Origin of the sequence: Microbacterium sp. (assembly GCF_051860965.1) — a bacterium.
Classification (GTDB): domain Bacteria; phylum Actinomycetota; class Actinomycetes; order Actinomycetales; family Microbacteriaceae; genus Microbacterium.
In genome coordinates this window covers 32,161-57,938 of sequence record NZ_JBIMKU010000009.1, presented here as the reverse complement: position 1 = coordinate 57,938, position 25,778 = coordinate 32,161, and the positions used below count along the sequence as shown (strand labels likewise).

Annotated in this window: 28 protein-coding genes and 1 other RNA gene; 22 read left to right on the top strand and 7 right to left on the bottom strand. The window is 68.1% G+C overall.

Annotation, left to right across the window (positions count from 1 at the left end):
- Positions 1-2 precede the first annotated feature (2 nt).
- The 19 genes from ACTIFV_RS16465 to ACTIFV_RS16375 are packed head-to-tail and all read left to right on the top strand — an operon-like array spanning position 3 to position 15,545.
- Positions 3-767: a phage tail tube protein gene (locus ACTIFV_RS16465; RefSeq protein WP_439593890.1), complete on the top strand. Its 765-nt coding sequence runs from the start codon at positions 3-5 to the stop codon at positions 765-767.
- Positions 768-770: 3 nt separating this feature from the next.
- Positions 771-1,175, top strand: a complete 405-nt coding sequence (locus tag ACTIFV_RS16460; protein ID WP_439593889.1) for a DUF7426 family protein — start codon at positions 771-773, stop codon at positions 1,173-1,175.
- Complete coding sequence (locus tag ACTIFV_RS16455) at positions 1,172-1,489, top strand: hypothetical protein (RefSeq protein WP_439593888.1); 318 nt, start codon at positions 1,172-1,174, stop codon at positions 1,487-1,489. The genes ACTIFV_RS16460 and ACTIFV_RS16455 overlap by 4 nt, the downstream gene beginning before the upstream one ends.
- Before the next feature lie 3 nt (positions 1,490-1,492).
- Positions 1,493-4,138: a phage tail tape measure protein gene (locus ACTIFV_RS16450; protein ID WP_439593887.1), complete on the top strand. Its 2,646-nt coding sequence runs from the start codon at positions 1,493-1,495 to the stop codon at positions 4,136-4,138.
- Positions 4,135-4,965 (top strand): hypothetical protein, encoded by an 831-nt coding sequence (locus tag ACTIFV_RS16445; RefSeq protein ID WP_439593886.1) that lies wholly within the window; start codon positions 4,135-4,137, stop codon positions 4,963-4,965. Before ACTIFV_RS16450 ends, ACTIFV_RS16445 begins: the two co-directional genes overlap by 4 nt.
- Before the next feature lie 16 nt (positions 4,966-4,981).
- Complete coding sequence (locus ACTIFV_RS16440; protein ID WP_439593885.1) at positions 4,982-6,076, top strand: hypothetical protein; 1,095 nt, start codon at positions 4,982-4,984, stop codon at positions 6,074-6,076.
- Positions 6,073-6,951, top strand: coding sequence for a hypothetical protein (locus tag ACTIFV_RS16435; RefSeq protein ID WP_439593884.1), 879 nt, complete (start codon positions 6,073-6,075; stop codon positions 6,949-6,951). Before ACTIFV_RS16440 ends, ACTIFV_RS16435 begins: the two co-directional genes overlap by 4 nt.
- Entirely contained in the window at positions 6,951-7,616 is a 666-nt protein-coding gene (locus ACTIFV_RS16430; RefSeq protein WP_439593883.1) for a hypothetical protein, read from the top strand. Before ACTIFV_RS16435 ends, ACTIFV_RS16430 begins: the two co-directional genes overlap by 1 nt.
- Positions 7,613-7,888, top strand: coding sequence for a hypothetical protein (locus ACTIFV_RS16425; RefSeq protein ID WP_439593882.1), 276 nt, complete (start codon positions 7,613-7,615; stop codon positions 7,886-7,888). The genes ACTIFV_RS16430 and ACTIFV_RS16425 overlap by 4 nt, the downstream gene beginning before the upstream one ends.
- Entirely contained in the window at positions 7,881-8,840 is a 960-nt protein-coding gene (locus ACTIFV_RS16420; RefSeq protein ID WP_439593881.1) for a hypothetical protein, read from the top strand. The genes ACTIFV_RS16425 and ACTIFV_RS16420 overlap by 8 nt, the downstream gene beginning before the upstream one ends.
- Positions 8,840-9,250 carry a hypothetical protein gene (locus ACTIFV_RS16415; RefSeq protein ID WP_439593880.1) on the top strand — a complete coding sequence of 137 codons (411 nt, stop codon included), beginning with the start codon at positions 8,840-8,842 and terminating at the stop codon, positions 9,248-9,250. The genes ACTIFV_RS16420 and ACTIFV_RS16415 overlap by 1 nt, the downstream gene beginning before the upstream one ends.
- A complete protein-coding gene (locus ACTIFV_RS16410; RefSeq protein WP_439593879.1) occupies positions 9,243-9,734 on the top strand; it encodes a hypothetical protein in 492 nt (163 codons plus the stop codon). Before ACTIFV_RS16415 ends, ACTIFV_RS16410 begins: the two co-directional genes overlap by 8 nt.
- On the top strand, positions 9,734-10,015 hold the full coding sequence (locus tag ACTIFV_RS16405) for a hypothetical protein (protein WP_439593878.1): 282 nt from the start codon (positions 9,734-9,736) through the stop codon (positions 10,013-10,015). The genes ACTIFV_RS16410 and ACTIFV_RS16405 overlap by 1 nt, the downstream gene beginning before the upstream one ends.
- A gap of 10 nt (positions 10,016-10,025) precedes the next feature.
- On the top strand, positions 10,026-10,379 hold the full coding sequence (locus ACTIFV_RS16400; protein WP_439593877.1) for a hypothetical protein: 354 nt from the start codon (positions 10,026-10,028) through the stop codon (positions 10,377-10,379).
- Between the two features lie 33 nt (positions 10,380-10,412).
- Positions 10,413-10,979 (top strand): hypothetical protein, encoded by a 567-nt coding sequence (locus tag ACTIFV_RS16395; RefSeq protein WP_439593876.1) that lies wholly within the window; start codon positions 10,413-10,415, stop codon positions 10,977-10,979.
- A gap of 13 nt (positions 10,980-10,992) precedes the next feature.
- Entirely contained in the window at positions 10,993-11,373 is a 381-nt protein-coding gene (locus ACTIFV_RS16390; protein WP_439593875.1) for a hypothetical protein, read from the top strand.
- A gap of 3 nt (positions 11,374-11,376) precedes the next feature.
- Entirely contained in the window at positions 11,377-11,730 is a 354-nt protein-coding gene (locus tag ACTIFV_RS16385; RefSeq protein ID WP_439593874.1) for a phage tail fiber protein, read from the top strand.
- A 17-nt stretch (positions 11,731-11,747) separates the two neighbouring features.
- Complete coding sequence (locus tag ACTIFV_RS16380) at positions 11,748-13,925, top strand: glycerophosphodiester phosphodiesterase family protein (protein WP_439593873.1); 2,178 nt, start codon at positions 11,748-11,750, stop codon at positions 13,923-13,925.
- 9 nt (positions 13,926-13,934) lie between these two features.
- A complete protein-coding gene (locus tag ACTIFV_RS16375) occupies positions 13,935-15,545 on the top strand; it encodes a hypothetical protein (protein WP_439593872.1) in 1,611 nt (536 codons plus the stop codon).
- Between the two features lie 31 nt (positions 15,546-15,576).
- Here the strand turns inward: ACTIFV_RS16375 and ACTIFV_RS16370 are convergent, their stop codons facing one another.
- The 4 genes from ACTIFV_RS16370 to ACTIFV_RS16355 all read right to left on the bottom strand — a co-directional run bounded on the left by ACTIFV_RS16370 (position 15,577) and on the right by ACTIFV_RS16355 (position 19,436).
- Positions 15,577-15,897 carry a hypothetical protein gene (locus ACTIFV_RS16370; RefSeq protein WP_439593871.1) on the bottom strand — a complete coding sequence of 107 codons (321 nt, stop codon included), beginning with the start codon at positions 15,895-15,897 and terminating at the stop codon, positions 15,577-15,579.
- Between the two features lie 240 nt (positions 15,898-16,137).
- Entirely contained in the window at positions 16,138-16,671 is a 534-nt protein-coding gene (locus tag ACTIFV_RS16365) for a hypothetical protein (protein ID WP_439593870.1), read from the bottom strand.
- Positions 16,672-16,673: 2 nt separating this feature from the next.
- Positions 16,674-17,588: a tyrosine-type recombinase/integrase gene (locus ACTIFV_RS16360; protein ID WP_439593869.1), complete on the bottom strand. Its 915-nt coding sequence runs from the start codon at positions 17,586-17,588 to the stop codon at positions 16,674-16,676.
- Positions 17,589-17,915: 327 nt separating this feature from the next.
- The gene (locus ACTIFV_RS16355; RefSeq protein WP_439593868.1) at positions 17,916-19,436 is read right to left on the bottom strand and encodes an amino acid permease; all 1,521 of its coding nucleotides are present in this window, start codon (positions 19,434-19,436) and stop codon (positions 17,916-17,918) included.
- 81 nt (positions 19,437-19,517) lie between these two features.
- Between ACTIFV_RS16355 and ACTIFV_RS16350 the strand changes: the two genes are divergently transcribed.
- Together ACTIFV_RS16350 and ACTIFV_RS16345 are read left to right on the top strand one after the other, a co-directional pair.
- Positions 19,518-20,249 (top strand): zinc ribbon domain-containing protein, encoded by a 732-nt coding sequence (locus tag ACTIFV_RS16350; RefSeq protein ID WP_439593867.1) that lies wholly within the window; start codon positions 19,518-19,520, stop codon positions 20,247-20,249.
- A gap of 20 nt (positions 20,250-20,269) precedes the next feature.
- The gene (locus ACTIFV_RS16345; RefSeq protein ID WP_439593866.1) at positions 20,270-21,979 is read left to right on the top strand and encodes a bifunctional 3'-5' exonuclease/DNA polymerase; all 1,710 of its coding nucleotides are present in this window, start codon (positions 20,270-20,272) and stop codon (positions 21,977-21,979) included.
- On the opposite strand, the gene ACTIFV_RS16340 is transcribed toward ACTIFV_RS16345, so the two are convergent.
- Positions 21,976-23,694 (bottom strand): DUF4012 domain-containing protein, encoded by a 1,719-nt coding sequence (locus ACTIFV_RS16340; protein ID WP_439593865.1) that lies wholly within the window; start codon positions 23,692-23,694, stop codon positions 21,976-21,978. The genes ACTIFV_RS16345 and ACTIFV_RS16340 overlap by 4 nt on opposite strands.
- A gap of 56 nt (positions 23,695-23,750) precedes the next feature.
- On the bottom strand, positions 23,751-24,437 hold the full coding sequence (locus ACTIFV_RS16335) for an LPXTG cell wall anchor domain-containing protein (protein WP_439593864.1): 687 nt from the start codon (positions 24,435-24,437) through the stop codon (positions 23,751-23,753).
- Positions 24,438-24,572: 135 nt separating this feature from the next.
- On the opposite strand from ACTIFV_RS16335, the gene rnpB reads away from it, so the two are divergent.
- Positions 24,573-24,939: RNase P RNA component class A (rnpB, locus tag ACTIFV_RS16330), an RNA gene on the top strand.
- A 22-nt stretch (positions 24,940-24,961) separates the two neighbouring features.
- Here the strand turns inward: rnpB and ppgK are convergent.
- On the bottom strand, positions 24,962-25,759 hold the full coding sequence (gene ppgK / locus ACTIFV_RS16325) for a polyphosphate--glucose phosphotransferase (RefSeq protein WP_439593863.1): 798 nt from the start codon (positions 25,757-25,759) through the stop codon (positions 24,962-24,964).
- Positions 25,760-25,778 lie beyond the last annotated feature (19 nt).

The following is a 25,778-nucleotide window of genomic DNA, read 5'->3' as shown; positions in this document are numbered from 1 at the left end:
CCATGGGTGTACCCATCACGCTCCCTGCCGGTTCCACGATCGGCAAGAGCTACGAATACGGACTGGACGTCAATCTCGGCACCTTCGGGTCGCCGATCTGGCAGCCCTTCCGCCGCATCAGCGGGTTCCAGCCGAGCCCGACACCGACCACGCAGGACGCGCAGACCTACGACGACTACGGTGCCACGAACAGTGACGTCACCGGATGGTCGTGGACGCTCGCCTTCCTCGCACAGGTGAACCGCTCGATCACGACAGGGCTGTACCTGCCGGAGGTCGAGTACCTCAACGCGCGCACCCGTCCTTCGGCGAAGGGCGAGGCCGCAGTCGCAGACGTCCGCTGGTACCACAAGCCGGAGGTGGGCGTCGCAAACCCGACCGACGCGGGCCGTGGCTTCTGCACGGTCGCCTACACGCGACAGAACACCGGGCCTGGTGGCGAGATCGAGCAGCTGGCGTACACGCTGACCGGCAAGGGCGCCTACACGGAGATCGCCAACCCGTTCACGGTCGTCAACCCCTCCGCACCGGTGATCACCTCGATCCTCCCCTCGGGCAGGGGCGCCGGCGGCGCCGTCACCATCACGGGTGTCGGATTCCAGGGCGCGACCGCGGTCAAGTTCGCAGCCACAGACGCGGCGGCGTTCGTCGTCGTCAACGACTCGACCATCGTCGCGACGCTGCCCGCGGGCTCGGCCGGCTCGGTGAACGTGACGGTCGTGACGCCGGTCGGCACGTCGAACGCCGTCGCCTACACGCGCACGTAACCCGTGAGCGCTGTCAACTTCGAGCAGTGGGCAGTGCCGGACCTCAAGCTGCCGTTCGGGGGTCGCACCTACTCGGTGCGGCCCCCGACGGTGGAGGCCGCGAAGCAGATCCTCGCGGCCGCCGTGCTCGGCGAGGTGAAGTTCGGCCTGCACCCTGGCCCCGTCCCGGGCGAGATCGTGACGATCTTGTCCACGATCGGCGACGCGCACCCGGCGCTCGGCGACGAAGCCTATGCGGCCATGGTCGCCGACGGGGTCCCAGCTGCGTCAATCGACCGCATGTCGGTCTATGCGACGTTCTACTGGGCGCGCGGCCGCGAGTATGCCGACATCTTCGCCCGCCTGTTCTGGACGCCCCGGGATGTCGACCTCGACGAGGCAGGTGAGCCCGCCCCAAAAGACTCGTGACGGCTGAGGACTGGGCGCCGTACGGCATCGGCTCGCCCGACGAGGACGGCTGGTATCAGGACTACCGCCCCGTTCCCGCCCACCTCAAGCCGTCACCACCCGCTACGCCCACCGACAAGAAGACCGTCGAGATCGACGGGTCCATCTTCGCGCTCGTGCAGAACTGGCAACTCGTGGTCGCAGAACTCGTCGACCGAGGCATCGACCTGTACGACCCCGCGGTACTCGCGCGGCCGTGGCCCGGGATCCGCGCCGCGATCTTCTCGCTGATCGACAGCCCCACCCGGCTGCGTGAGGTGCTCATCCGGAGGTGATGAATGTCGTCGAAGCTGCGCGTCGCCGAGCTCGAGACCCTGTTCACCGCGAACGTCGACCAGATCGAAGACGCCGACCGGAAGATCAACAACACCAAGACCAAGATCGAGAAGAACCCGATCAAGGTCGGCGCCGACGCCAAGGGCGCGCTCGGCAGCATGGACCGCGTCGAGCAGGCCGCGAAGCGACTCGTGTCGAAGGACACCGCGCTCGTCATCAACGCGAACATCGACCGGGCTGACAAGAACCTCGACCGGACCCAGAAGCGCCTCGACTATCTGCGGTCCGTCGAGACGACGATGGACGTCAAGGCGGACATCGCTCGCGCCGAGGCCAGCCTGCAGCGCATTCAGCGGCAGAAGGACGCGCTCGTCAAGTCGCGTGAGTCGATGGTCGTCGACGTCGCCGACGAAGGCGCCAAGCAGAAGCTGCAGGACGTCGCCGACTTCGCAGGCGAGTCGGGCAAGCGCGGCGGCGAAGACATGGGCAACAGCCTCGTCAGCGCGCTCGCCTCCATCCCGATCGCCGGCGCGATCGCCGGCATCGCCTACGTCGCAGCACGCGCCGTGCGAGAGGGGTTCGAGGAGGGCCTGCAGATCGAGGTCCGCCAGGACCGCCTGCAGGCGCTCACCGGCATCAGCGAGGCCGACGCGATGCGTCTCGGCCACATCGCCGCGCAGGCCTACTCGAACACCTTCGGGGAGTCGATCGAGGCGAACATGGACGCCACGCGGCTCGCGCTGCAGTTCCGCCTCATCGACCCGACCGACGCGACCCGCGACAGCCAGATCGTCATCGAAGGCCTACTCGGGATCTCCGACGTCCTCAACCAGGATGTCTCCCGTGCCGCGCAGGCGGTCACGACGCTGCTCAAGACCGGCATGGCGAAGAACGCCTCCGAGGCGCTCGACATCATCGCCGCTGGCGCTCGCGAGGGCGCCGACCGCGGCGAGGACCTCCTCGACACCCTGATCGAGTACCCATCGGTCCTGACGAAGCTGGGCCTCACGGGATCCGAGATGCTCGGGCTCATCAACCAGGGCCTGCGTGCCGGCGCTCGCAACTCGGACTTCGCGGCCGACGCGCTCAAGGAGTTCCAGATCCGCGCGACGGACGCCTCGAAAGCCAGCGCCGCAGGATTCGAGCGTCTCGGCCTCGACGCCGAGACCATGACGGCGAAGATCGCGGCCGGGGGAGCGGGCGCGCGGGAGGGACTGCAGGAGGTCCTCGACAAGCTCCGCGAGATGACCGACCCCGTGCAGCGCAACGCGGCCGCGGTCGAGCTGTTCGGCACCAAGGCCGAGGACCTCGGCGACGCCCTCTTCGAGATGGACCTCACCACCGCCGTCGACCAGCTCAACGGCGTCACAGGCGCCGCTGACCGCATGTTCGACACCCTCTCGGACAACGACGCCACCCGCGTGAAGCGAGCCCAGAGGAACATCGAGGTGGCCGCGCAGGGCATCCAGGGCGCCCTCGCCGCAGCCTTCTCGGAGCCCGTCGGCGAATTCGCTGACTGGGTGTCCCAAAACCGCGGACCCGTGCTGCAGTTCTTCCTCGATCTCGCGAACGGTGCGATCGACTTCGGCGTCTCCATGGTGGAGTCGACCGCGAACGCGACCGAGGGGATCGGGCAGTTCGTCGGCGGTCCGCTCGCGATCCTCACGGAGTCGCTCGCTGGTCTCCTGCGCATCACCGGTCAAGGCGACGCAGCAGACGATCTCGACAGGCTCGCCAAGGGCATGCACTCGTTCCAGAAGGAAGCCGAGGCCGGTGCCGACGTCATGCGCACCGAGTGGGTCGGCGCGCTCGAGGACGCCCGCGGTCGGCTGAACGCCTTCGGTGAAGGCGCCGTCCAGATGGGCTATCTCAACGACGCGTCCCTGCGCCTGGCCGACGCCATCAACGCCGTCGGCGACGGATCGTCGACGCTCGAGCTGCAGACGCGAGCCGCAGTCGACGCGTTGAAGGCAGAGATCCAGGCGGCGAGTGACGCCGGCGACTCGCAAGAGGCGCTGAAGGACCGATACGACGTCGCGACGCAGGCGCTGATGGACCAGCTCATCGCCGCCGGGCTGACGGAGCAGCAGGCCAAGGACCTGATCGCCACGTACAACGGCACGCCCGACATCATCACCACCGCGGTGCAGCTCACGGGCACGGACGCGGCTGAGCGGGCGCTTGACGAGCTCACGCGCGATCGCATCGCGAGCATCAAGGCGCAGATCTCCGCGTCGTACGGCCCCGCCGGCAACATCGGCGGGACGGTGATCCAGGGACACGGCGGTGTCGTCGAGTTCATGGCCCGCGGCGGTCTGACGCCGATGCAGCCTGTCGCTCAGGTAGTGCCGCCGAACACTTGGCGAGTCGTCGGCGATCGCTCCGACGTCTCGGAGTCGTATATCCCCATCGACGGGTCCGCCCGGTCGATGGCGATCCTGTTCGAGACGATGCGCCGGATGGGCGTCGCCCCGATGGGCGATGGCGGTCTCACCGGTGGTGAGCCGTACAGGCTCGACGACGCCACGATCACGGGTGTGCTCGAGATCGGCGGCGACGGGCTTGCCCGTCTCGTCGACGGGCGGATCCGCGTCGCGAGCGAATCACGGCAGACCAGCCTTCGGGCAGGACGGAGGAGCGGCGGATGAGTTCGATCGCACCGTTCCCTGACATGGGCCCCGTTCCCCGGGTCGAACTCGTTGTCGACCCGGGGGACCTGCTCACCGACACCGTCACCGTCGACTTCGAGCGTCGCGCGGAGGACCGCACCTTCAAAGTCCGTGGCGGGATGAGCCGCTCGGCGACGACCACCGCCGTGGTCATGGACTACGAAGCCCCGTTCCAGATCGAGTCGGTCTACTCAGCCCGATGCATGGACGAGGACGGCGCCTACATGGGCACCGTCACGCTCGACGCCACCACGCTCGCCTTCGGCGGCACCGTCATACAGCAGCCGTTCGACCCGAAGCTCGCCGTCGAGGTCGTCCGCCTCGCGGCGATGGCCGGCCCCGTCCGGCAGTCCACTCCCGGCGACCTCGTCCGCACCGAGAACAGCGGACTCCCCACCTTGATCGGCACAGGCATCAGAGGCGGCGTCGAGGGATTCACGCTCGCCGTGCGCACTGACACGCTCGCCGCCTACCGAGCGCTGCAGGCGACCCTCGGAACGTACGAGCAGCCACAGCTGCAGGCGTGGCTCATCCGCACACCGCCGCCCATCCTGCTGCCGCGCGTGTTCTTCTGCGCCGCGCCATCCCTCGACGCCATCGAACGCACCCTGCACTTCGGTGAAGAGCGAGTCGAGTTCACTGCCGTGGTCACGGAGATCGAACCCCCGGCGCCCGGACTCTCGCCCGCTGTGCTTCGGTACTCGGATCTCGTCGCGCTATTCGACTCGTACTCCGACATCGCCGCGACGTACACGCTCTACAGCGACATCCTGCGCGATCAGTCCCTGGTCGGCGCGGCCGGCTGACCAGGGGAGGTTCGACGTGCGCGAAGCATCGACCCCCGCCCGCGACCTCCTGACGTCCGGTCGCGGCGGGTTCCGCCGACAGGTGGTCGCGGACCTGATCTACGACGACGAGCGGCGGTTGCAGGATCTCAAGATCCTCACGCCTCGTCTGCGATGGGACGGCACCGCTCAGGTCGCCGGGTCGGCGGACTGCACGGTCGTCGTGGCCGACCCGTTCGGGCGGTCGATGATGCCGAGCCAGATCGGCGACATGTTCTCACCCTTCGGCGCCGAGCTGCAGATCGACATGATCATCACGGCGGGGCGACTCGTCGAGCGGATCCCGATGGGCCGGTTCATCGTGGACGGCGTCGCCGGCGCCACACATCGTCAGATGGATCGAGCGGTCGGCGGCCTGCCGGTGACTACCGGTGAACGGATCCCGCTGCGGCTGCGCGACACTCTCGCGCGCGTGCAGCGCGATCGGTTCGCGTTCCCCACGAGCCCCACCACGGCCTCCATGTGGGGCGAGGTGCAGGCGCTCACTGGGATGCCCGTCATCCGCAACACGAACGACGCCACGATCCCGCTCACGATCACCCACAACGACAACAAGCTGAACGCCCTCGACGAACTGCTCGCCCTCGTCGACGCAGTCCCGCACCTCACCGCCACCGGAGCGCTTACCTCGCGACCGAAGACATGGCCGTCCGCGATCGACGAGTTCCGCGGCGTCGCCTCCGCGCCGCTGGTGATGGAGGCGGACGAGACGTTCAACCGCGTCGTTGTCGAGGGCAAATCGCCGGCGGGCGTCGCGATCTACGGCATCGCCGAGATCTCGACCGGCTACCTCCGCGTGTGGAACAGCGACGGCTCACGTAGCCCGTTCGGCGCAGCGACCCACACCTACCGCTCCGACGTCCTCACGACCGTGTCGCAGTGCAAGGCGCTCGCCGCGTCGATGCTCCCGCGGATGTCCAAGCTGCGGTCGGTGACCCGCGAAGTGGTCGAGCCACTGAATCCGCTCCGCGAGATCGGCGACGTCGTTCTGCTCGAGGGCGGTGAGACAAGGATCCAGTCGATTGAGCACGACTCATCGACAACCCGCAGCGTGGTGGAGGTGGCGGCTTGAACGAGTCCGACTTCATCCTCGAAGGCTTCGACGAGCGCAACCCGACCTACATCCGCCGCGGCGTGTACGCCGGCTACGATTCCGGCTTCGCGCTGGTCGACATGGGATCGTCACGGTTCTCCTGCGACTTCGCTGGCTACATCCCCGTCGTGGGTGATCCCGTCCAAGTCGTGTCTACGGGGTCCCGACACACACTGTTGCCGCTCGGCGCGAAGCCCGCGGTCGGGACGGTGCTCACGGTCTCGTCGCCGACGTGCAGCCTGCAGACCGTGGCGGGGCCGATCACCGCGATCATCGGCGGTTCGGCGCCGACGTCGGGCGACCGCGTCCAGATTCTGTGGGGCGAGGACGGTCCGACGACGGGGCTGAAGCTCGCAACGACCGTCATCGCACCCGAACCCCCGCCGAACCCTGGAGGTGGTGGAGCGGGGGCAGTCCACACCTTGACGTTCAAGGCGATCGACGCGGGATCGACGGATCGCCCACCGAAGCCGTTCCGCTGGTGGACTCCAAACCCCCGGGCCGGCAACACAACCTATGGCGCATGGTTCTACGGGCCGCAGATCAAGGACACCATCCCGCCAAGCGCGACGCTCATCGGGCTGAAGTTCAAAGTGAACCGGATTCAGGACTCCGGCGGCGCTCCGAACTTCGCCGCTCACAACCTCATGTACAAGAACGCGATGCCGACAATGGCAGGCGACTTCGCGTGGGATCCGCCCAACGGGTGGCAGGACTTCCCGTTCGCCGCGGACTTCTTCGCACACCTGAAGACCGGTGGCGGGATCGGACTCAACCAAGGCGGCAACAACATCTTTGCCAACCTCGCCCAGGACTCTGAGTCCGGCGCCGTCCGCATCTCCTGGAGGACCTGATGGGCTTCACCCTGAACCCGTTCCGCAAGCCCGTCTACGACGACGTCGCCGCCCCGGTGCCCGATCTTCAGGCTGCCGTCGACTTCGCCATGCTGTTCGCATTCGCGACCGGTGGCACCGCGACGGCTCGCAACGATCTGCTTCCCGGGCAGCGTCGCGACGGGATGATCTGGATCGAGACGGACACCGGATACATCTGGCGGGACGTCGCCGGCAATTGGACGTTGCTCTCCCCGGCAACTCTCTCTGTCATGAGGGCGGCGACTCAGACGCTCACGAATGGCGTCTATGCCGACGTCCTCTTCACAGGCCAGACACCCCTTCTCAGCGGCTCAGGACTCTCGCTCAACGCCGCAACAGGGGTTGTGACCGTAGGGCATTCGGCCTTGTACCGGATCCACGGCTCCGTCACTTTTGCCGCCGGCGGCACCGCCGGCACTGAAGGGCTGGCTATCAGCGTCAATGGCTCGACGACTCCCTCGAAGCTGGCGACAACCGTCACCAACGTGCAGCAGGAAGTCTCAGTCGAGGCGATTCTGCAGCTGAACGCGAACGACACTGTCAAACTCCGCGCGATCCAGAACTCCGGCGCCAACAAGAACATCGGAGCTGCGTCAGGTGGATATGACCAGCTTCTGATCGTGGAGCGGCGGCCCGCGGCATGAGCGTCTCAATCATCGGGCCGGCGACCGATCTGCCGCGGGAAGACTACCGCGCGCTCAGGGATGCGCTGCTCGCGTGGAAGGCCGAGGGCATCGCCTCGCCGATCATTCCGCACGACATCGACGTGGACGGCGACGGCATCGTCGACGGCTTCGGCCTCGACGACGCCGACGAGCTCGTCTACGTCAAGGGCGTTCCGCTCGAGGAGACCGTCGCCCAGTCCACCGGCGGCGGCGTCGAGACCGACCGCGAGGCGGTGGACAGCGATGGCTGACTTCGTCTGGCGTGACGGTGCACGGCTGACGCCATGGATGCTCTACGTCATCCTGCTCCTGGACGCCGCGCTGCGCACCGCGTTCGGGGTCGGCGTGCTCGTCTCCTCCGGTCTGCGGCTCGCGGCCGAGCAGGAGGCGATCTTCCGGGAACGGTACGTGACGGCCGCCAACATCCGCGGCCGCAAGGTCTACGACACGCGCATCTGGAACGGGGTCCGCTGGTACCGCATCAGCCCGCTCGGCACAGTCGCCGTGCCTCGCTTCTCGAACCACGAGATCCAGGGCGACAACGGCGCGGTCGACATCCGCGACACCGGGACCGACGCCGGGATCTCCGTCGCCGGCTCCGTGCGCGGTCGCTGGATCCGCGAATGGTGCCGCGCCACGGGGCTCCTCGTCGCCGAGGGTGATGGATTCGGGGAGGGCTGGCACTTCCGCGTGCCGGGCATCTTCCGCACCCCTCCGGGGTCAGGAGCTGGCAGCGGCGGCGGGAACCTCCCGCTCCCCAACAAGCCGAAGGAGATCAAGGTGAAGACCTTCCACTACGAGGACGCTCGATCGAAGAGCGACGACGGCCGCCTAATCGACCCCGGCGCACTGGCGTACCTGCACACCGACCCGACCCAGAAGCCCAGCAAGGCCTCGACCGTGGTCGGCGGTGCCGGACCGTACTCGCTCACCGCGCACGTCTACGCCGAAGGCACCCCCGGCGACAGGCTCGACATCGCCTACGTCTGGGACGACACGAAGACCGACGGCCCGCACTCGCCGAACTACACCGAGCGGCTCGTCATCGGCGCGGACGGCACGCTCTTCGCGTCCATCGAGTTCAAGCGGTCGGTGGCACCCGGCTATGCGGTCTACCTGAGAGCGGTCGCCCCGGCGACCAACAAGGCGCCGGTCAAGACGACGCGCCTCGACTCCGACGCCTACCTGTTCACGGTCGCGTGATGATTCCGCTCAGATGGCGGTACAAGCTCGCGCACATCTACCTCGCGGAGATCCTCACCGTGATCCTCGGGCTCGGTGCGCTGTGGTTCGGTGCGTCGATCTTGACCGACCCGACCGGGTACGCGCAGCTCACGTCGTTCCGTCAGGCGTTCAAGCTCGTCGCCCCGCAATGGTGGGGGCTCACGATGGTGATCCTCGCGGTAGCGATGATCGCGCTGCTCGCGCACTCGCGCGTCGCGGCCGCGATCCCGACGTTCATCCTCGGGATCGTGTGGGTGTTGTGGGTCATCCCCATCACGCTGTCACCAGGGTTCGCCCCGTCGGCGCCGATCGTCTACTCGATCCTCAGCGCCATCACCCTCGTCGTCGGGCTGGCGTGCCTCGTGAGTCGAGAGCAGCCCAGTGGGTGAGCGCAAGGCGCTGCGCTGGGCGACACCGGCCAACGCGTGGGCGGTCGGACTGCAGCTGATCTCGCTCTCCATCCCCGTGCTATCGGTGTTCGAGTCGTATCAGCCGATCGCGCTCGAGGAGATCGCCCGCCCCCTCGCCGACGCCTGGCAGTGGGTGCTGCTGATCACCGCGGCGATCGCGCTCGCAGCGACGCTCACGATGCAGCTCGCTCTGGGCGACGGCCGCCGCATGCAGACCACCCTCCGCGTGGAGGGTCTCGCGACGTTCATCGTGGCGATCTGCTACCTGCTGCTGTGGGTCGCGCTGATGATCGAGTACGGCTTCGGCACAGCTCCACTCACGCAGCTGCTCGTCGCAGGCCTGGGGTTCACCGCAGCCGGACGGGTGGCGCAGATCCTCTGGGAGCTCTGGCAATACCGCCGAGCCCTCATCGTCGGGCACGTGGCAACCACGGAGGCGATCGCCCAGCACAAGGAGACCTGATGACGATCGAGCAGTGGGTCGCGCTGCTCGGCGTCGCAGCACTCATCCTCACCGCGACGGCCGGCCTCACCAAAGCGATCGCCGACCTCATCGCATCCTTCCGACGCAACGACAGCAAGCCCGCGCCCGACGTCGGCATCACCGCCCCGGTGAAGCCCGACGACGACATCGACTACCGCGCCTACGAGGACATGCGCGCGAGAGCCGAACGAGCCGAGCGCGATCGCGACGCCTGGATGCACCGCGCGCTCGGCATCGACGAAGACACACAACAGACCTGAGGAGGTCACCATGAACATCGGCCACTACGCCAAGTCCCTGCTGTACATCGCACTCGCCGTCGTCGGCATCCTGATCACGGCGCTCGCCGACGAGGTCGTGAGCATCGACGAGCTCGTGAACATCGCCATCGTCGGCGTCGGCGCGATCACCGTCTACCTGGTGCCGAACCTGCCGTCTGGCGTCGGCGCCTACGCCAAGGTCATCGTGACGTTCATCGTCGCCGGCCTCGTCGCACTGCAGTCGTTCCTGACTGGCGGCATCACGACGACCGAGTGGCTGCAGGTTGCCGTCGCCGCGTTCGCCGGCATCGGGGTATACGTCATCCCCAACGAGCCCAAGAAGAACTACGACCTCGCGGCCTGAGCCCTGACGCGCGAGGGCTGGGCTCGCCTGGTCATGCTGCTGGTCGTCGACCTTGCCCTCGCCGTCACCATCACCTTCCTGCTCGTCGCCAACGCCCCGGAGGAGAAGCCCGTGACAGTCATCACCGCGAACGGAATGCAAACCGCATTCGGTCCCGCAGCCGCGCCTCTGCGAAACGGATGGGTGATCGTCGAAGCGCGCGCCGGCGGCGAGCCGTTCATCCGCGTCGACGGAGCAGACATCGAGTTCCCCCGGCAGCTCCGGATCGCCATCGTCGATGGGGCCCTCGAGCGAACCCTCGACTTCGTGCCCCCGCCGTCAGACCGGGCGTACACATGGATTCGCATCGAGGACGTCGACGGTCTGCGCTCCCTCGAGCGGAATGTCCTGGTCCCCGCGACGGGGACGTTTGACTACGGAGATCTCGTCGACGTCGACCCGTTCACGTTTGTCCCGTCGTCCGACCCGTCAGTCCTCGACACAGTGCAGACCGTGCTGCTCGACGGACTCAGGCTCGAGCGACTCGCGAGCAAGGCGGAGTACGACGCTCTGCCTCGCCCGCTCGACCCGTCGATCCTCTACCTCTACCCAACACCCTGAAGGAGGAGCCATCATGGCACCGGAAATCACCAAGCGTCGTGTCACGATGCGATCCACTGTGGTCGCGGGCGTGAACGACGAGGGCAAGACGCTGTATCAGGACTTCCAGGCGGTCGACTTCGTCCGCCCCGACATCCTCGACGCGTACGTCGCCGACGCCCGCACTCGCTGGCAGCACGTCGAAGTCTCCGACGAGCCGGACGCCGGGCCGCTCGGCTACGACGGTCCGACGTTCATCCCCGACTCGTTCGACCACGCCGACGCTGGCACGTACTTCCCGCCGACGTCCGGGTCGGACGCGGAGGCGCAGCTCGTGAAGGCGGGCGACGCCGCGGCGATCGCCACCGAAGGCTCCGACAACCCTGTCCGTCTCACCGACATCCTGGAGGGCTGACCCATGGCGATCCGAAACGTCACGAAGCGCAACGAGCTGGCAACCAAGTACGGCGCGGATGACCCGTACGGTGCTCTGTTCACCGCCGATCCAGGAACCGCGGATGCCGCGACGAACGAGGTCGCCGGCGGCTCGCCCGCCTACGCCCGCAAGAACATGACCTGGGGATCCGCGTCGGCCGGTGCGATCACCTCGGCCGCGACGCCGTTCGACGTGCCGTCGGGGACGACCGTGCGCTACTTCGGTGTCGCATCGGCGACGACCGGCGCGACGATCGGCGACTCGACGACCGTGACTGACCAGCTCTTCTCGAGCCAGGGTGTCTACACGGTCACCGCAACCTACACGCAGTCCTGATCTGAGGGGAGTCGCCCGTGGCCGTTCTGCCGCTGCCTGTTGCCACGGGCGACTTCTCCACGTCGACGAACTCCAACGGGACATCGCTGACCCCAGCGAAGCCCGTCAACCTGGCCGACGGCGACGTGATGTTCGCGGTCGCCCACAACCACAACAACAGCGGCACCTTCACGCCTGCGTCAGGGTGGACCCTCCTGTTCGCGTTCACCTCCCGCAAGGGCGGTCTCTACTACAAGCGCGTCCCAACAGCCTCGAGCGAAGGCGCGACGTCGACGTGGACCTGGTCCCTTCCGGGCCGCGTCGTGGTCACCATCTGGCGACAGAACGGCTTCGACGCCACCACCCTCCTCGACGTCGTCGCCGGATCAGAGACCGCCGGGGCATCGGGGTCGGTCACTCTCGGCGCAATCTCGCCCGCGCAGGCGGGAGACCTCGCGCTCGCGGTCGTCTTCGCCAACCCCGGCGCGTCCACCGGCGCCACCTTCTCCTGGGGAAACGGCTTTGCCGACCTCGGCATGGGGCCCGTCGGTGTCACGAACGGCACCGCGGCGTCAGTCATAGGCGTCGGCTACAAGCAACTCTCCTCGAGCGGCTCCACGGGCACCACGACTGTGACCGGAACGGGAACCCCCTCAGGGACTGCCACGCCTGCAGGGTTCATGGTCACACTGCGGCTCTCGGCCGCCGTCGCGGTGTCGGTCGGATTGTCGGGATCCGGGTCCCTCTCTGCCGGCGCATCGCCCGCTCTGCCCTCGTCGCCCGTGCTGGGTGGCGAGGGCACGCTTTCCGCGATCCCCGCAGGCCCGAACGTGAGCGTCGGACTCTCGGGATCTGGTTCGCTGTCCGCGGCCGTCGCGCCGACGCTACCGAAGACGGTCGCGCTGTCTGGTTCCGGCACACTCAGCGCTGCGCCAACCGTGATCGCCGCCTCGGGTGCGGCCGCGCTCTCCGGGTCCGGCCAGCTCGAGGCGCACGCCACTCGACCGATCGATCTGTGGATGGCGAACACCCCGATGTGGATCGCGCACCGCGGCGGGTCGCTGAGCTGGCCCGAGCACACGATGCTCGCCTACGACCAGGCCGTGGCGTGGCGCAACGATCTCGCGCTCGAGGTGTCGGTATGGAAGTCCGCCGATGGGGTGTGGGTCTGTAACCACGACAACGCCCCGTCCGACAACGCAGTATGGGCCAACCCTGGGGTCGGAAACATCACTGCTCGGAACTGGACAGGCGACCTCGCCAACATCTACTCCACGGTTGGGTCCTCGCCGATGATCCGGCTCGTCGATCTGCTCGCGAAGTACGGTGGCTCCCACATCCTGGTGATCGACAACAAAGCGTCGACGGACATGACTGGGTTCCTGAACCTCCTCGACTCGTATGCCGGCGCCGACCGCTACATCATCAAGGGGTTCTACACCGACAGCGCGAAGGCATCCGCAGCCCGAGCTCGCGGATACCAGACGTGGGGGTACTACTACGAGGCCGACGGCGGGAACGTCGCGTCCACACACGCCAACTGGACGATCCTCGGGATGAACAACTCGGCCAACGCCACCGCGTGGGGACAGGTGAAAGCGCCCGGCAAGCCCGTGTGGGCGCACATCATCCAGAACATGACGGCATGGAACTCCGTGCAGACCTACACCCCGCAGGGGTACATGGTCTCCGGCGTGCAGGCGGTTGTCCCTCAGACGCCGGCGGCGGCTGCTCTGTCCGGATCGGGCGCGCTCGTCGCCAACCCTCTCCCGCGCGTCGCTGTCACTCCGGCACTGTCGGGCAGCGGCGCGCTCACCGCGGCCGCCGTGCCCCGCGCCGGTGCCGCACCGTCGCTCTCGGGGGCGGGACAGCTGTCGGCCTCTACGGGCGCGTCAGGCTCCGCAGCGCCCGCTCTCTCGGGCTCTGGGACGCTGACGGCCGCGAAGCTTCCGTCGATGTCCGTCCCGTCCTCACCGGCAGGCTCCGGGGAACTCGTCGCGTCCGGTCGACCTGGCCTCAGTCGCTCGCCCGCCTTGTCGGGGGAGGGGCTGCTCGAAGCCGGTGGCCGCCCATCCTTCGATCGAGCGCCCGCCCTCGGCGGCGAAGGGACGCTGACGGTCGTCACCGGCGGGAACACCCCGTCCCCGATGGTCGCGTACCTGAACGACGCCCGTGTGCAGCTGCGCATCGGCGAGCAAACATTCCACTTCGGATAGGAGGGCACGATGCCCACGATCGATGAGCAGTTTGCGCAGCTGCAGGCAGCGGTGCGCGCCGACATCGCGGACGCGGCCGCGCGGATTGCCGACATCGACGGGCAGCTGTCGACGGTGACGACCAACCTCGGTCTCGCGCGGCAGTCGCTCGCCGAGGTCACAACCGACCGCGACGCGAAGGTCACCGAGATCTCCGGCCTGAACAAGACGATCGCCGAGCTGCAGCAGAAGCTCCGCGACTGCGCCGGCGGGGGAGAGGTGCACCCCGAGGGATGGCGCCCGCGGATCGATGTCGACGCGCTCCTGGCCTCGGGCAACTGGGTGACGTTCGAGTCTCTGCTCACCTCGAGCGACTCCGTCGTGAAGTCGAAGGACAAGGACGGCGGTGTCTTCCGCGCCTTCGCCCCGATGCAGTTCTCATCGATCGCCGATCGCGCGAAGGACAAGGGCATCGTGCTCGGCCGCAGCGCTGACGGGAAGCGGATCGAGGCGGGCACCTACGAGCTCAACGAGCCCGGCTGGCCGAACCCGAAGGGTGCGGTCACCCCGGATGCGGCCGCGTACCGCCTCCCGAAGGGCTCGTACGGGCTCGTGGCTGACGGCTACGAGTTCGGGCACGGGTGGGACGATTTCAAGCCCACCACCGAGCGCACCGTTGTCCGCGTGAAGGAGTACACCGCACCCGAGCGGAACGTCCTCGGCGGATGGCTCAAGGCCGGCTACTCCGGATCCCGCAAGGGGTTGCTCATCGGCGGGTTCCACGTCGAGGGCACCGAGCAGGGCCTGCAGATGGCCAGCGGCGGCGATATCGGCGCGTTCGGTGTCACTGGGCAGTCCAACCTGCACCGGATCTTCACGAACCTGTTCGTCTACAACGCGCAGGACGACGTCATCGTGCAGGACATCGTCTCGACCGGATGGTCGGGCACCCACGGCGCCCCTCCGGGAGAGTCCTTCCCCGTGCAGGTGTACATGCAGGGCGTCCGCGGCAGCGCCTGGCGGATCTACACCGACGGCCGCCGCGAGAAGGGCGGACCGATCTACGGCGCCGCCGGCCTCACCGTCGGCAACGCCTACCAGTTCGTCGTCGGCGACACATGGGGCCACCACTCCGGCCAGGCCGGGTTCGTCGCGTACCAGTCGATCGACTGCCGCACCGAGAACCTGCACGTCGGCGACCCATCCGATCACGAGACCCGGCACGTCGGGCAGATCCAGGGCGGCAAGTGGACGACCGAGACGCAGGGCGACTGGCTCAACCACGAGCGCACGTCCGGCTGGGTGCACAACAACCCCGTCCTGGACGTCTACGCCGTCGGGCGCCCCCAGCGTGAGCACGTGTCGCACTCGGGCGACGCGTTCACCATCACCCGCGGTGGCAAGGCGCTGTCGGCCGCGAACGGCACGCTCACGCTCCGCAACCCGCGCTGGTCGAACATCATCCGCGGCGGCCGCCTCGGCATCGGCACGTGGGTGCCGTACAGCGGCAAGCTGGCCAACTCGATCGAGATCACCAATCCGCCCCTCGTAGTCGACACGGACGGCAAGAACCTGCCCTTCGACTGGAACCACGGAGGCTGGAAGAAGGTCGACGCCAACCGCGTCGTCACCGCCAGCTGACCAACGAGACGAAAAGCCCCACGCTCAGCCCTCACCGGCTGGGCGTGGGGCTCATTCGTCGTGTCACGGCGTTGCGCCAGACGACCGTGTCGCGGCGGCCGCCCTGCGCCTCCCACTCGACGATCACGACTCGGTCGTTCCATCCGGCAGCGAACGCCTCGATCCGCGTCGCGGGACCATCGGACCAGGACACCCACGCCCATACGGGTGGCTTCTCCTTCGACCAGCGGATCGGCTCAGGCCCGTAAGCCTGCTGCGGCAGGGTCACGAGCCTGCCAGCGGCCGCGGCCTGTGCGATCTTCGCGTCGTTGAGCCGGTCGTAGTGCGCCTCGTAGCGGCGGTTCTTCGTCACCTCGGGCCTGGATCCTTTCTCCGGCCGAGAGAGAACAGGCTACAGCGACACCGCCGACACGACGTGTCGCCTACGACGAACGGCCCTCCCATGGCGTGACGCCGAGGAGGGCCGTTCTTTTTGTCGGCTAGAAGATGAACCAGCCCGTCGAACGCACGAAGAATGGGATCGCGATGCTCACAGCCAAGACGACCATTCCGAGTGTGCCGACCACTACCGCGGTCAGGACGTCGTCTCGGCTCATGGGACCAAGAATAGGCCGGTGATCCAGACGTTCGCACCCGCCTTTGTGAGCAGCGCGGGCTTCACCGGTGTCTGTGACGCTCCCATGTAGAAGAACACGTCGGTGTAGGCGAATCCCACGGAGGCGCCGACGCGGACACCGGCGGATGCGAACGACTCATCGGGGGTGACCTGCACGGTGACCACCTTCGAGGCGCGGAACGTGTGCCAGACGCGAAGGCGATCCGCGCGAACCTCGATACGGTCGACGCCGATCGACGTGTGGCCGGCGTCGTCGAGCATCGCCCACGACGTCGCACTCACGCGGCGGAACGTGCCGGCGATGGTCTGTGTCGACGGTACCGCGGTCGGCTCGGGCTGCGCGGGGATCGTCTCGACCGGAGTCGGCTCGACCGGAGTCGGTTGCGCGGGCGCCTGCGTGATCGTCGGCGAGGGCGTCGGTTCCGGTGAGGGTGATGCGGCACCCGCGACGTACGCGGCCGCGATCGCCGCGAAGATGATTGTGCTCTGCACCCATTTCGTGGTGTTCATGGTCACGCTGCCTTTCGCCCTGAGCGGCTGGGGATGTCTCGGTTCGGAAGGCTCACGATGCCTTCGCGCTTCCTGCGTGCACTGACGCCCGTGTAGATCTGCGTGGTCGCGAGGCTCTCGTGCATCATCAGCTCCTGCACGACACGGATGTCGACGCCTGCTTCGACGAGGTCAGTCCCGAATGCGTGGCGGAGTGAGTGAGGGGTCAACGTCGGGTCGTCGATCCCGGCCCTCCGCTTCGCATCCGAGATCCGCTCGGTGACGGACGCACCGTGGATGTGGCCGGCGCGCCCTCCTCGAGCTGGGAACCAATACCCGCGCTCAGGCATCGTCAGGGCGAGTTCCGCGATAAGCGGGTGCAGAGGGAGCGTGCGCTCTTTCGATCCCTTCCCGATTGTGCGGATCGTCATCGCGTTCAGGTCGAGGTCCTCGCCACGCACACGGGCGATCATCGAGACACGGAACCCCTGGTAGTAGCCGAGGAGAATCATCGCCCGCGTCTTCCGGTATGCGCCCGTGGTGAGCATCGCGTCGATCTGCTCGACAGTGAACGGTCGAGGTTCACCCTTCGGCGCGGTGATCGCAGCGAGCTTCGCGGTCGGGTCCGTGTCGATGTAGTCATCCTCGACCAGGAAGGCGTAGAACGCGCGGATGGCCCCACGCTCCGTCCGCATCGAACCCGCCTTGCGTTCCTTCCCGACCCCAGGTCGAGCGATGAACGCGCGCAGCTCCCGGATCCCCACATCCAGGAGTGACTTCCCAGTGAACCGCTGCAGTGAGCGGAGAATGCTCGCGCGGTTGTGGATTGTGGTCCTCGCGAGCTTGATACTTCTCTGGTAGTCGGCGAACGCTGCGAACAGGTTGCCGTCGATCTCGGACGTTGCCCATCGGTCGAGGGCGCGCTCTACTGCGGTCATGATTGTCTCCCGAATGTCGTGTCCCTCTCCCCAAAGAGGGGGACTTCCTGGACTGTAACGAAACGCGTATATTCGCGTTCGGGCATGCTGGCCCGTATGTGTCTGGATAGAAATCGCTTGCCCCAGCTAGCGATCTCTACGCCGCGCTATCCTCGAAATCCCCGCGGTTTGTCGAACTTCACGGCCGCTCCGCATTCATCGCGGATCAGACCACGAGCCATCAGGCTGCGCTCCCAAATATCGGCGTCACCGGTGCGAGGTGGCCCTCGGTGAACTCCCTGTACTCCACCGTGGATGTCGTCGGTTCGATCCCGGCAGGGCCCACCGTCATCCCTGATCCCTCGCCGACTCCTGCGGCGGCGGTGCCACCACGTGAGGCTTCGCGAAGTCGACGTAATCGGCCTGTCCCACGCGCGACCGCCTGCGCGAGTACGCGAAGTAGATCAGGAAGCCGATCGCGAGCCACACGAGGAAGCGCAGCCAGGTGTCGACCGGCAGGTTCAGCATCAGATACAGGCAGATGAGGGAGGAGAGTCCCGGCAGCCAGGGGTTCAGCGGCACGCGGAACCCGCGCTTGAGGTCGGGCTGCTGACGCCGAAGCACGATCACGGCGATCGAGACGAGCACGAAGGCCGAGAGCGTTCCGATGTTCACCATCTCCTCGAGCGTGCCGATCGGGGTCACGCCGGCTGTGATCGCGACGATGATCGTGACGAGGATCGAGATGACCCATGGCGTCCGCAGCTTCGGGTGGACCTTCGCGAGGCCGCGGGGGAGCAGCGCGTCGCGCGACATCGCGAAGATGATGCGCGTCGCGCCGATCATGAGGGTGAGCACCACGGTGGTGAGTCCCGCGACGGCTCCCGCCGAGATGACCGTCGCCATCCACTCCTGCCCGTGATAGGCGAACGCGTTGGCGAGGGCGGCCGACGGGTCGAGCTCGTCGTAGCGCACCATCCCCGTCACGACCGTCGCCACCGCGCAGTACAGCACGGTGCAGATGAGGAGGGACGCGATGATGCCGATCGGCAGCGCCTTCTGCGGATTCTTCGTCTCCTCCGCGGTGGTCGCCACCACGTCGAAGCCGATGTACGCGAAGAAGACGAGTGCCGCGCCGGCGAGGATGCCTCCGACGCCGAACGTCTGCGGCGGCAGTCCGAACAGGAACTGCAGCAGGGGCTGGTGCAGACCCGAGGCTCCCTCGGTCGGAACCGCGTCGGGCACGAAGGGCGACCAGTTCGCCGGGTTGATGAAGGCGATGCCGGCGACGATGACGAAGAGGACGATGAAGAGCTTCACGGCGACCAGCACGAGGTTGACCCGCATCGACTCCTTGATGCCGAACGTCATGAGGGTGCCGAGGACGAGCACGAAGACGATCGCGACGAGGTCGACGGTCCCGCCGTAGCTGATGGCTTCCGGGAGCACGACGCCGAGCTGCCCGAGGAAGGTGCTGAAGTACGCGCTCCAGCCCTGCGCGACGACGCTCGCGCCGAGGAACATCTCGAGGATGAGATCCCACCCGATGATCCACGCGAACAGCTCCCCGAGCGTCGCGTACGAGAAGGTGTAGGCCGAGCCCGAGACCGGGACCGTCGAGGCGAACTCGGCGTAGCACATGGCGGCCAGCGCGCACGCGATCGCGGCGATCACGAAGCTGATGACGATCGCGGGACCCGCGACGTCGTGGGCCGCGCGGCCGGTCAGCGTGAAGATGCCCGCACCGATCACCACGCCGACCCCGAACACCGTGAGGTCGAGAGCCGTGAGCGATCTCTTGAGCTTGAACTCCGGCTCGTCGGTGTCGGCGAGCGACTGCTCGATCGATTTCGTGCGCAGCAGGCTCATGGCATCCATCCCCTCCGGATTCGGTTTCTGAAGACTAGACCCCGCACGTGCGCCGTCGACACCCCGCGGTAGGTTGGAGGAGTGAAAGCCAGCCCCGCCGACCAGACCCGACTCCTCGAGGTCGCCGAGCTCGATGCCCGCATCCGCCAGGCGGAGGTCGCCCGTCGCAATCCGCCGCAAGCGGCTCGCGTGCAGGAGCTGCTGGCCCAGCGCCAGACCCTCGCCCAGGAGCTCTCGACGCGCCTCGGCGCGCGCGACGATCTGCGTACCGAGATCTCGCGGATCGAGTCCGACGTCGCCCTCGTGGACGCCCGCCGGGCGCGCGACGCGGAGCGCCTGGCCGCCACCTCGAACATGAAGGAAGTGCAGGGCTACGAGAGCGAGCTGCTCGCCCTCGCGAAGCGCAAGAGCGACCTCGAAGACCTCGAGCTCGACGCGATGGATCGCCTCGAGCAGGCGGACGCCGCCGTGGCGGAGCAGGAGGCGCTGATCGCGGCGACCAACGCCGAAGGCGCCGAGCTGAGCGCCGAGGCCAAGCGGATCGTCGCCGAGGCGACGGCGGCGGGTGAGGCGTCGACCCGTGATCGTGCCGCGGTCGCCGGCAGTGTGCCCGCGGATCTGCTCGCGCTCTACGACAAGCTCGCTGTCCGCAGCGCGGGTGCCGCGGCGCTGCGCCGGCGCACCTGCGAGGGCTGCAACATGGTGATCTCGGGATCCGATCTCGAGAAGCTCCGTGCCTTCGCAGCCGACGACGTCATGACGTGCCCCGAGTGCGGCTGCATCCTCGTGCGCACCGAGGACTCGGGACTGTGAACCGCGGCTCCTGATCGCGCATGAGCCCCTTCTGGGTGGTGCTGGGCCGCGTCGAAGGCGCCGTCGGCGCGGTGCTGCTGGATCGGGAGGGCGAAGAGCTCGAGCGACTGGCACTCGACAGGTCCGCGCTGCCCGATTGGATCGCGAGCACCGAACACGAGCACGGGCCGCGCTGGGTCTGGAACGACGCACCGGCCTGGTATCCCGCCCTGCTCGAGCGCGGCATCCGGGTATCGAGGTGTCACGACCTGCGGCTGTGCCGCATCATCCTCCGCACGAGCGCGCTCGTCGACCGTGACGCCGACGTGCGCGTTCCATCCGCATGGGATGCCGCAGCCACGGCGATGGAGTCTGCGCCGACCCTCTTCGACTTCGACGCAGCCGACGGCGCGACCCTGCCCGACGATCTCGAATCCGCAGTCGCCGAGTTCGCGCGCCAGCGCGACGCGATCGGCACCTCGACGGACCCCGCTCGACTGCGGCTGCTCGTGGCCGCCGAGTCCGCCGGCGCACTCGTGGCCGCAGAACTGCAGGCAGCGGGTCTGCCGTGGAGCACGGCGGAGCACGACCGCATCCTCACCGACATCCTCGGTGCGCGGCCCGCGGCCGGGGGAGTGCCGGCGAAGATGGATGCCGCGGCCCGCCGCGTTCGCGGGGCCCTGGGCGATCCGGCGGCGAGCATCGACTCGCAGCCGAAGCTGCTCCGGGCGCTGCACCGCGTCGGCGTGCAGGTCGAGTCCACCAGCAGGTGGGAGCTCGCGGAGCAGCAGCATCCCGTCATCGAACCCCTGCTCGAGTACAAGAAGCTCTCGCGACTGCATTCGGCGAACGGATGGGCCTGGCTCGCCGAGTGGGTGCGCGACGAGCGCTTCCGGCCCGTCTACGTGCCCGGCGGGGTCGTCACGGGACGCTGGGCGTCGTCGGGCGGCGGCGCGCTGCAGCTGCCCCGCCAGCTCCGCGCCGCGGTGCGATCCGACCCGGGGTGGCGGCTCATCGTCGCAGATGTCGCACAGCTCGAGCCCCGCGTGCTCGCCGCGATGGCGCGGGACACCGCACTGGCGGATGCGGCGCGAGGACGCGACCTGTACGCCGGCATCCTCGAGACCGGAGCGGTGGACACCCGCGCCGAGGCGAAGATCGCGATGCTCGGAGCGATGTACGGCGCCACGACGGGGGACTCGGGGCGCCTCGTGCCGCGGCTGCGCCGCACGTTCCCTCGAGCGATGGCGCTCGTCGACGACGCGGCGCGCGTCGGCGAGGACGGAGGCGTCGTGTCGACCTGGCTCGGCCGCACATCCCCGCCGCCGTCGGACGGATGGATGCAGCTGCAGGCGCGCGCGACCGAGGCCGACGCGGCGGACGGCGAGCAGACGCGAGCCCGACGGTGGGCTCGCGATCGCGGCCGGTTCACGCGCAACTTCGTCGTGCAGGGCACGGCCGCCGAGTGGGCGCTCGCTTGGCTCGCCGACCTCAGGACGCGCCTGTCGGCGCTGCCCGAGGTCGACGACGGATCCGCCGCACCCCGATCGGGCCCAGCCTTCGCGCGGCGGCCGCACCTCGCCTTCTTCCTGCACGACGAGATCATCGTGCACGCGCCGGAGTCCCTCGCCGAAGAGGCGGCCGCCGCCGTTCGCGAAGCCGCCGACGTCGCCGGCCGGCTGCTGTTCGGCGACTTCCCGATCGACTTCCCGCTGGATCTGCGGATCGCCGAGTCGGCTGAGAAGACTTAGGAGCAGGCCACGTCGAAGGTCGACAACGCGGGCGTGCGCAGCAGGGGCGTGTGAAGGATGTCGATGCCCGCTCGCGGGGCCTCGTCCACGGCGATCCGGAACTCCGCCGTCTTCGACTGTCCGGGGCTCACGGTGACGAGCGCGCGGTTGTTCAGGAAACCGGCATCCTCGCCCGAGTCGACCCTGACAGGTGCTCCGTCGATCCAAACGCCCTCGAACACCGCTCCCTCGGGGGCGGCGACGCTGACCGAGGTGCCGATGTCACCGGGGGCGATGCCCTCGTGCCCACCGCCTGTGACGAGCCATGGCCACGAAGCCGCATCGGCGTCGGCCGTGTTCGTGAGAGTGACCTCGATGCGGATGTCGACGACGCCGTCAGGGCGGCAGCTGGCGCTGCCAGACGCGATCGACGCGTCGAGATAGCTGTCCATCTTGCCCGCGGTCCTGTCGTTGAAGTAGACGCCGAACGAGTCCGGTCCGGCCGCGGCGAGGCGGCCCGCGGGACCGACGAGCACGGTGTCGTCGAGGACCGACTGCTCATCGGGGTTGGAGCTCCATGCGGACACTCGACCCTCTCGCACCGGCCCGGCCAGCGCGTTGACCCACGCGAACGGGTCGATGTCGGACTTCACGATGCTGTCCATCGCAGCTCGGGTCACGAGGGTCTGGAAAGCCGTCTGCTGAGCCTGGTCGAGAGTGAAGTACGGCTCGACCAGGACGCGCTCGACGATGTTCTCGTCGGTGATGGAGCTGCCGTCGGGGAGCGTGACCGGCTGCGCGGTCGAGAGGAGCGCGGCGATGGTCGTGAGATCCAGAGAGACGACCGCGTCGGCCTCGGCGCCCGAGTAGCCCTTCCACCACGTGTTGGCCAGAGCCGCGGTGAGAGCGAAGTCGGCGGTCATCGAGGTGTTCTGCACCCACTCGCCGATCCGGTCGCCGTAGAGGTCGATCGTCGACGCCGGGACGATCGGCAGAGGGGCGTCGAGCGACTTGAAGTCCGAGGAGTCGGCCTGCGACAGGATCTTCAGGTGCCCGCCGTCGGCACCGAGGAGGATGAACGATCCTGTGATGCCGCCGCCCGTCCGCAGCTCGGCGGTGTTCTGCAGCATGACGAGGATCGTGCGCGGCTCGTCGGCGCCGAGGAACGTCGGAAGGACGCGGGATGCCTGAGCCAGCCCGGTGGTCAGCGGTGCGCCGTCGGACACGATCGTGCCGACCTTGTCGACCGCGTCGGCGACGGGCGGGAGAAGTGCGGAGCGATCGAGGGCGTCGAACGCGTCGTCGGCCGTGCCGAACGCCGTGGACGCATCGGCGAGCGGCTGCTCGGCCTGTGAGACGATCGCGAGGTCGAATCCGGACTCCGCGCTGTTCTTGAGTTCGTTCGCCACCGTGAGGAGCGGACCGACGGACGACGAGATGTCGTCCATCGACGCCGAGACGACCCGCACAGCGGCGAGGTTCTGACCGACGAAGGGGATGATCTCGGCGGCACGCCAGACAGGATCGCCGGTGAGGTCGGCCGCCGCGGCGGCATGATCCTGCGCCTGAGCCGCGAGGTCGGCCAATTCGTCGAAGTCACGCGCCTGCACGGCGTCCTGAACCGGCTGGACGAGCGGGAGAATCGCCTCGAGCTCGCTCTTGGCCATCACCGCGCGCACGCCGATCCAGACGCCGGCCGCGATGACGAGACCGAGGACGACGAAGAGGGCGATCACAAGGCCGCGCGCCCATCGCGGGCGTTGCGGTGCGACCGCCCCCTCCGTCACCGAAGTCAGGCCCGCGAGCGGCGGCGCTGGACGAGCAGGAAGGTCACGCCGACGAGCATAACCGCACCGGCGGCGATCCCGATCGGCAGGACGACGCTGTTCATACCCGTGGCGGGAAGGGCGAGTCCGAGCACGTTGCCGTCACTGCTGCTGCTCACCGGTCCGGTCGAGCACAGGGGCGTCGACGGCGGGTAGGCGAGCTTCACCGTGAGCTCGGGATTGACCTGGATCTCGGCGGTGATGTTGCCCCGCGTCCAGGCGAAGTTCGCGTCGGTCTCGACCCATTCGCCGTTCTTGAGCTCCCAGCCCGGCCAGCCTGCGCCGACGCCGTTCTCGACCGTCGCGCCGGGCCACAGCTTGCTGCCCGTCAGGGTGCCGTTGCTCGCGACCTCGCCGAGGTCGAGCTCGAGCGTCTGACCGCTGCCGCTCATGACGAGCTTCGCGGTGTGGCTGGTCGCCTTGTCGTCGGGATCGACGAGCGTGATGTCGTAGTTGATGTACGGCGCGTCGTTGACGCACGATGCCCAGGCCGAACCCGCGAGCGTGGGCTCGGTCGGATCCACGGGCGTGTACCCGTCGGATGAAGACGGCGTCGGGTCGGCCGACTCGCCGCCCTCGACGGCCATCGCCGCTGCCGAACCTGCGAACACAAGACCTGCCGCGAGCGTCGCGGCGAGCACAATTCTGCGCATGATTAATGCCTCCCCAAAGGCGTTAGCGCTTCAGACCCAACCCCAGTTGCGGGATCCTCAGCGAGTTCACAGTACTACAGAGGATCGAGCGCGTTGAGTAATACTCAGCGTTTCTTCATACAATCGTGAGGCGAATGGGTCGGCTGGACGGTCGCGTCGCTCACGGTCCGCCGTGAGCGCCGAGGAACGTCCGGGCTCCACAGGGCAGGGCGGTGGGTAACACCCACCCGGAGCGATCCGCGAGACAGTGCCACAGAGAGCAGACCGCCGGGCTTCGGCCCGGTAAGGGTGAAAGGGTGGTGTAAGAGACCACCGGGGTCGCGGTGACGCGACTCGCACGGCAAACCTCGCCCGGAGCAAGGCCAGACAGGGGATGATGACGCGGCTCGCCGAGTCCCCGGGTAGGCCGCTGGAGCGGCACGGCAACGTGTCGCCGAGAGAGATGACCGTCCACGGGGCTCCGGCCCCCGGACAGAACCCGGCGTACAGGCCGGCCCATTCGCACTCTCGACGGACCGGCGACCTCAGCCCCGCGACACCGTGCTGTCGAGCTGCGGCGCGCCGCCCAGCGAAAGCGCCGCGGCGCCGATGATGCCGGCGTTGTTGCGGTGCACCGCCGGCACGATCTCGGTCTTGAGTTTCAGCAGCGGCAGGAACTCGTCCGCGTGCTTCGACACGCCGCCGCCCACGATGAACAGGTCGGGACTGAACAGGAACTCGATGTAGTCGTAGTACCACTGGAGGCGCTTGGCCCACTTCTCCCATGACAGGCTCTCGCGCTCCATGGCCGAGTACGCGGCGTAGGCCTCGGCATCCTTCCCGTGCTTCGCACGCTGCACGTGACCGAGCTCGGAGTTGGGTACGAGCACGCCGTTGTAGAGCAGCGCCGATCCGATCCCGGTGCCGAGAGTCGTGAGGATCGTGAGACCCGGCTTGTCCTTCGCAGCGCCGTAGCGGAGCTCGGCGACACCCGCGACATCCGCATCGTTGGCGAAGTGGATGTCGCGGCCCAGGCCGTCCTCGAAGAACTTCTCGGCTTCGAATCCGATCCACTTGTCGGACACGTTCGCAGCCGAGAGCGTGCGGCCGTTCTTGACGATCGCGGGGAACGCGACGCCGAGCGGGATCGCGTCGTCGGCGATGCCGAGGCTGTCGAGCACCTCGCGGACGGCAGTCAGCACATCCTCGGGCTCGGCGCCCGCCGGCGTCGCGACCTTCATGCGATCGCTCACGAGGATGCCCTGATCGAGGTCGACGATGCCCGCCTTGATGCCGGTTCCGCCGATGTCCACGCCTACTGCGCGCGCTGCTGCCGTTGCCATGCCGACAGCCTATCCAGCA